6 protein-coding genes and 1 pseudogene are annotated in these 6,247 nt (G+C 65.2%); 5 read left to right on the forward strand and 2 right to left on the reverse strand.

The features are described 5' to 3' along the window. A partial coding sequence (gene aroB / locus DYI24_RS18935; RefSeq protein ID WP_164573411.1) for a 3-dehydroquinate synthase occupies positions 1–1,012 on the forward strand: 1,012 nt, incomplete at its 5' end. A 47-nt stretch (positions 1,013–1,059) separates the two neighbouring features. Then, the gene (locus DYI24_RS18940) at positions 1,060–2,421 is read left to right on the forward strand and encodes an HlyC/CorC family transporter (protein WP_107342715.1); all 1,362 of its coding nucleotides are present in this window, start codon (positions 1,060–1,062) and stop codon (positions 2,419–2,421) included. Between the two features lie 13 nt (positions 2,422–2,434). Here DYI24_RS18940 and DYI24_RS18945 read toward each other — a convergent pair whose 3' ends face one another. After that, positions 2,435–2,704: a BolA family protein gene (locus DYI24_RS18945; protein ID WP_107342714.1), complete on the reverse strand. Its 270-nt coding sequence runs from the start codon at positions 2,702–2,704 to the stop codon at positions 2,435–2,437. A gap of 121 nt (positions 2,705–2,825) precedes the next feature. Between DYI24_RS18945 and DYI24_RS18950 the strand changes: the two genes are divergently transcribed. Then, on the forward strand, positions 2,826–3,470 hold the full coding sequence (locus DYI24_RS18950) for a J domain-containing protein (protein WP_107354031.1): 645 nt from the start codon (positions 2,826–2,828) through the stop codon (positions 3,468–3,470). 64 nt (positions 3,471–3,534) lie between these two features. Here the strand turns inward: DYI24_RS18950 and DYI24_RS18955 are convergent, their stop codons facing one another. After that, positions 3,535–4,152 (reverse strand): DedA family protein, encoded by a 618-nt coding sequence (locus DYI24_RS18955; protein ID WP_164573412.1) that lies wholly within the window; start codon positions 4,150–4,152, stop codon positions 3,535–3,537. Between the two features lie 276 nt (positions 4,153–4,428). Between DYI24_RS18955 and cobS the strand changes: the two genes are divergently transcribed. Further along, a complete protein-coding gene (gene cobS, locus DYI24_RS18960) occupies positions 4,429–5,424 on the forward strand; it encodes a cobaltochelatase subunit CobS (protein ID WP_107342711.1) in 996 nt (331 codons plus the stop codon). Between the two features lie 139 nt (positions 5,425–5,563). Continuing rightward, positions 5,564–6,247 (forward strand): annotated as a pseudogene (locus DYI24_RS18965) (cobaltochelatase subunit CobT); the annotation flags it as partial.

Below are 6,247 nucleotides of genomic sequence, written 5' to 3' on the forward strand. Positions count from 1 at the left end.
ACGCCCCGCGACCGTAACCGATCGCACCGTGGCGAAGACCTGGCTGAAGCGCGCCGAGGAGGTGCTGGACCAGGCTGGCATTGCGCATGCGTCGGTGATCGTCGGCGAAGGCGAGAGCTCCAAGAGCTATGCGGGGCTCGAACAGGTGTGCGAGGCGCTGATCGCCGCCAAGATCGAGCGAAACGATCTGGTGATCGCGCTCGGCGGCGGCGTGATCGGGGATCTTGCCGGCTTCTCCGCTTCGCTCCTGCGCCGCGGCGTCGACTTCGTGCAGGTGCCGACGTCGCTGCTAGCGCAGGTCGACTCCTCGGTCGGTGGCAAAACCGGCATCAACTCGCCGCAGGGCAAGAACCTGATCGGCACGTTCCATCAGCCGGTGCTGGTGCTGGCCGATACCGCGATTCTCGATACGCTGTCGCCGCGCCAATTCCGCGCCGGCTATGCTGAAGTCGCGAAATACGGCGCGCTCGGCGACGAGGCGTTCTTCGCTTGGCTCGAAGCCAATCATGCCGAGCTGTTCAGCGGCGGGGCCGCACGCGAGCACGCGGTGGCCACCTCGTGCCGAGCCAAGGCCGCAATCGTCGCCCGCGACGAACGCGAGACCGGCGACCGCGCCCTGCTCAATCTCGGCCACACCTTCGGCCACGCGCTGGAAGCGGCGACCGGGTTCTCGGACCGCCTGTTCCACGGCGAGGGCGTCGCGATCGGCATGGTGCTGGCGGCGGAATTCTCGGCCGAGCGCGGCATGATGCCGGCGGCCGACGCGCAGCGGCTCGCCAAGCATCTCGCCGAAGTCGGCCTGCCGACCCGGCCGCAGGACATCGCCGGCTTCCCCCAGGAAGGCCTTGCCGACGCTGACCGGTTGATGGCGCTGATGGCGCAGGACAAGAAGGTCAAGCGCGGCGAACTCACCTTCATCCTGATGGAAGGCATCGGCCGCGCTGTGATCGCCAATAAGGTCGAGCCGGCGCCGGTGCGCGAATTCCTGCAGCGGAAGCTGGCGCAAGCCTAACGACTGCTGCGGCGCCCTGCGGTCCCGCAGGCGAACCCAAGAGCATCATGAACTCGACTCTGAGCAACGTTCTGATCGCGGTCCTGCTGCTGATCGCCAACGCCTTCTACGTCGCGGCGGAGTTCGCGCTGGTGCGCAGCCGCGGCTTCCGCATCAAGGCGATGGTCGAGAAGCAGCGGTTCGGCGCCGAACTGGTGCAGCACATCCTCGGCAACGTCGAAGCGTATCTGGCCTGCTGCCAGCTCGGCATTACCATGGCGTCGCTCGGGCTCGGCTGGGTCGGCGAGCCGACCGTATCGGCGCTGCTTGCACCGGTGCTGCAGCCGATGGGCCTGTCGGAATCGGCGCAGCACTTCATCGCGTTTCTCGGCGGCTTCCTGTTCTTCTCGTCGCTGCACATCGTGATCGGCGAGCAGGTGCCGAAAACGCTGGCGATCCGTCAGCCGGAGCCGGTGTCGCAGTGGATCGCCTATCCGCTGCACATCTCGTTCATCTTGCTGTATCCGCTGAACTGGCTGCTGAACCAGGCCTCGCGCGGCGTGTTGAAGCTGCTCGGCGTCGAAGAAAACTCCGAGCACGAGATTCTGACCGACGTCGAGATCGAGGGGCTGGTCGGCGAATCCGCTGAGCACGGCAAGATCGAAAGCGGTGAGGCTGAGTACATCCAGAACGTATTCCGGTTCGGCGAACTGGTGGTGTCGGACGTGATGGTGCACCGGACCGCGATGGTCACCGTCAACGCCGATCAACCCAGCGAACAATTGGTGAAGGAAGTTCTGGCGACCGAGTACACCCGCGTGCCGCTGTGGCGCGACAAGCCGGAGAACATCGTCGGCGTGCTGCACGCCAAGGATCTGCTGCGCGCGCTACGCGCCGCTGACGGCGACGCGTCCAAGATCGATATCGGCAAGATCGCGCTGCAACCCTGGTTCGTGCCGGAGATGCGTCCGGTCTCCGAACAGCTCAAGGCGTTCCGCACCCGCAAGACTCACTTCGCGCTGGTCGTCGACGAATACGGCGAAGTCGAAGGCATGGTGACGCTCGAGGACATCCTCGAGGAAATCGTCGGCGATATTTCCGACGAGCACGACGTCGTGGTCGCCGGCGTCCGCACCCAGCCGGACGGCTCGGTGGTGGTCGACGGCTCGGTGCCAATCCGCGATCTCAACCGCGCGATGGACTGGAACCTGCCGGACGAGGAAGCCACCACGGTGGCGGGCCTGGTGATTCACGAGGCGCGGTCGATTCCGGACCGCGGTCAGAATTTCACCTTCCACGGATTCCGCTTCCGCGTTCTGCGCCGCGAGCGTAACCGCATCACGGCACTGCGAATCTCGCCCGTGCCGCGCGACGGCGAGGCTGATCTGATCGAGAAGAAGAGCCGGAAGACACGAGCCGGATCAGCCTAAGCGATTTGTTCGCTCAGGCTTCGCCGGGCGCTTTGGCCTTGATGGCGAGCGCGTGCACGCCGCCCTTCAGTTCCGGCGCCAGCAGGTCGTTGACCATGCGATGACGATCGACCCGGCTCTTGCCCGCGAAGGCCGCCGATACGATATTCACCCGGAAGTGAGTCTCGCTGCGACCGGCGTGACCCGCATGACCTTCATGTAGGTTGGATTCGTCGATGACGTCGAGGCTTTCGGGCGTGAAAGCTTCGCGCAACTTCTGCGTGATAGTGTCCTGCGTGCCCATGCCGTGATGCCCCACCCGTTCGGCCGTTATTCCGTCAAATCCGTCTGCGACGCATCAACCCGGGGGCTGCTCGGAATGTCAAGACTTGAAGCCCGGAGCGTTGCGTAGTCAAAGTCCGCCCATGCCAATCGACTCGTCCAAATTCTTCGACAAGATCCGCGTCAAGCCGCGGGCCGCGGAAGTGGCGCGTGAAGCCGCGCGCGAACAGGTGCGGATGTGCGACGCGCCCGGCTGCACCAGCCGCGCGGCGCATCGTGCGCCGAAGGGCCGCGGCTACGAGAAGGATTACTGGCACTTCTGTCTCAACCACGTCCGCGAATTCAACCAGGGTTATAACTTCTTCGAAGGGATGAATCCGGATGACGTCGCCCGCTATCAGAAGGACGCGCTGACCGGCCATCGTCCGACCTGGAAGATGGGACAGAACGGCGCCAAAAGCCGCGCCCGCAGTCCCGAGGATCTCGAAGGCGCCGCCGATCCATTCAATGTTTTCAACGAATTCACCGGCAGCCGCCGCCGGCGTCGCGGGCCCGATCCGGCCGACGAGGCGCGCGCCGAGCCACGCAAAGTGTTCAACGCCGAGCGCAAGGCGCTGCAGGTGATGGGCCTCGAGAGCGACGCGACGCTCGAAGTGGTCAAGGCCAAGTACAAGGCGCTGGTGAAGCAGCATCACCCCGACGCCAATGGCGGCGACCGCTCGACCGAAGACCGCCTGATCGAGATCATCAAGGCCTACAACTATCTAAAGACGGTGGTGCGGAGCTGAACGCTCTCAGCGGCACCTGCCCGTCCTTCGCGCATAACGCTTGCGTCGTTGACCTTGATTGAAGCTAAGCCTGCGTGCCCTTCCAGCGCCGATACGCCCATAGCCCCAGCAACAGCGTTCCGGCAACGCCGGCGAGCACCGGCAGCCAGTGGTGCAGCGTCGTGTGGCTGCGCTCGAGCGCGGTGGTGGCGACCACGCCCGGCAGCACATGCGCCGGGGCCCACAGCAGGATCGCCGGCACATCGACGGCAAAGAACCGCTGCGGCGTCATCTGCAGTGCGCCGGCGGTGACGGGGACGAAGGCGCGGATCGGCGGCACGAACCTGCCGAACAGCACCGCCCAGGTGCCGTAACGCACGAAGAACGCTTCTGCCTTCGCCACCACGTCCGGATAGGTCGACAGCGGCCAAGCGCTCAAAATACGCCGGTGCCCACGATGGCCGGTCCAATACGCCGCGCCGTCGCCGATCAGCGCGCCGGCGATCGCCGAGGCGAGAACGCCAACAAGGCTGAGTTCGCCGCCGGGAATCAGCGCGCTCAGCGCCAGGATCACGGTCGAACCCGGCACCAGCGATCCCACCACCGGCACGGCTTCGAGCAGCGCCGCCAGAAACAGTGCCAGATAGGCGAGGCCGGGATGCGACGCGGCAAAATGGACCAGCGAGTCGAGCAGTGAACTCAAGGCGGTGGGGCTCCAACGAGACGGACAGGCAGTTGCGACAGCTTACGACCCCTGCCCTGCCGAAAAGTTGCACGCCGATTCGGCATCGCCCACCGAATCCGCAACACAGCCTTCACAAAACCGCGTCACGCTCCTATCTCAATGAAACATCGACGGAACTTTGATCGCGCGGCGGGCTTCTGCGGATCGCGGCTCTCTGCTAGGTTCAATTCCGCACTCAACCGCATCCACCAACGAAGATCGGGTTTCGGGCGCGTCCGGGACCACGGAGGATTGATGACCGCCGCTACGACCACCGCTCCGGAGATCACTGGCTTACCCGACATGAAGGTGTCGGTCCGGCAGGTCTTCGGCATCGACAGCGACCTTGAAGTTCCGGCCTATTCCGAGGTCGACCCCCACGTACCGGATGTTGATCCGGATTACCGTTTCGATCGCGCCACCACCCTGGCGATTCTGGCAGGCTTCGCCAAGAACCGACGCGTGATGGTCACCGGCTTCCACGGCACCGGCAAGTCGACCCACATCGAGCAGGTCGCGGCGCGTCTCAATTGGCCGTGCGTGCGCGTCAACCTCGACAGCCACATCAGCCGTATCGATCTGGTCGGCAAGGACGCGATCGTGGTCCGCGACGGCAAGCAGGTCACCGAATTCCGCGACGGCATCCTGCCCTGGGCGCTACAGCACAACGTCGCGCTGGTGTTCGACGAATACGATGCTGGCCGTCCCGACGTGATGTTCGTGATCCAGCGCGTGCTGGAAATTTCCGGCCGGCTGACGCTGCTCGACCAGAACAAGGTCATCAAGCCGCATCCGGCGTTCCGGCTGTTCGCCACCGCCAACACCATCGGCCTCGGCGACACCTCGGGCCTGTATCACGGCACGCAGCAGATCAACCAGGGCCAGATGGACCGCTGGTCGATCGTGACCACGCTGAACTATCTGCCGCACGACGAGGAAGTCGAGATCATCCTCGCCAAGGCCAAGCACTATCGCAACGCCGAAGGGCGCGACATCGTCAACAAGATGGTCCGGCTCGCCGACCTCACCCGCAACGCCTTCGCCAACGGCGATCTGTCGACGGTGATGAGCCCACGCACGGTGATCACCTGGTCGGAAAACGCCGAGATCTTCGGCGACATCGGCTTCGCGTTCCGCGTCACCTTCCTCAACAAGTGTGACGAGCTGGAGCGGCCGCTGGTGGCGGAATTCTATCAGCGCTGCTTCAACGCCGAGCTGCCCGAGAGCTCGGTCAACATCGCGATGAGCTGACGATCGTTTCGCCTCTCCCCGCGCGCGGGGAGAGGTCGGCAACCGAAGCGAGCCGGGTGAGGGGCCTCTTCGCGCGACCGACGCATAACCCCCTCACCGCGACCCTCTCCTGGCAAACGGGAAGAGGGAGAAGGCGGCGATGAGCACCACGACCAACAGCAAACTCCGCACCGGATCGAAGGAAGCGCCGACCGAGCCGTTCAAGCGCGCCGTCACCTCGTGCCTGCGTGCGATCGCCAAGGCTCCGGAGCTGGAGGTCACTTTCGCGGCCGAGCGCCCCGGACTCGCACCGGGCAAGGCGCGGCTTCCCGAGCCGGCGCGCAAGATGAGCAAGCGGGACGCCGCAATCGTGCGCGGCCACGCCGACTCGATCGCGCTGAAGCTCGCCTGTCACGACCCGAAGGTGCATCGCAAGCTGATGCCGGGCAATCCGCAGGCCCGCGGTGTGTTCGAAGCGGTCGAGCAGGCGCGCGTCGAAGCGCTCGGCGCACGGCGGATGGCGGGCGTCGCCAAGAACCTCACCGCGATGCTCGACGATCATTTCCATCGCGGCAAATTCGACGAGATCACCGACCGTGCCGATGCGCCGCTGTCGGATGCGCTGGCGATGCTGGTGCGCGAGCGGCTGACCGGGCTGGCGCCGCCTACCGCGGCCAAGAAGCTGGTCGACCTGTGGCGGCCGGTGCTGGAAGACAAGCTTGGGGCGCGGCTCGATCAGCTCGAACACTTCGCCGACAACCAGGCGAAGTTCGGTGACGTGATCCACGACATGCTCGACGCACTCGAGCTCGGCGACGATCGCGACACCGAGACCGACGAAGAC

It is taken from the genome of Rhodopseudomonas sp. BR0C11, from assembly GCF_010820945.1.
In the GTDB taxonomy this organism is placed as follows: domain Bacteria; phylum Pseudomonadota; class Alphaproteobacteria; order Rhizobiales; family Xanthobacteraceae; genus Rhodopseudomonas; species Rhodopseudomonas palustris_H.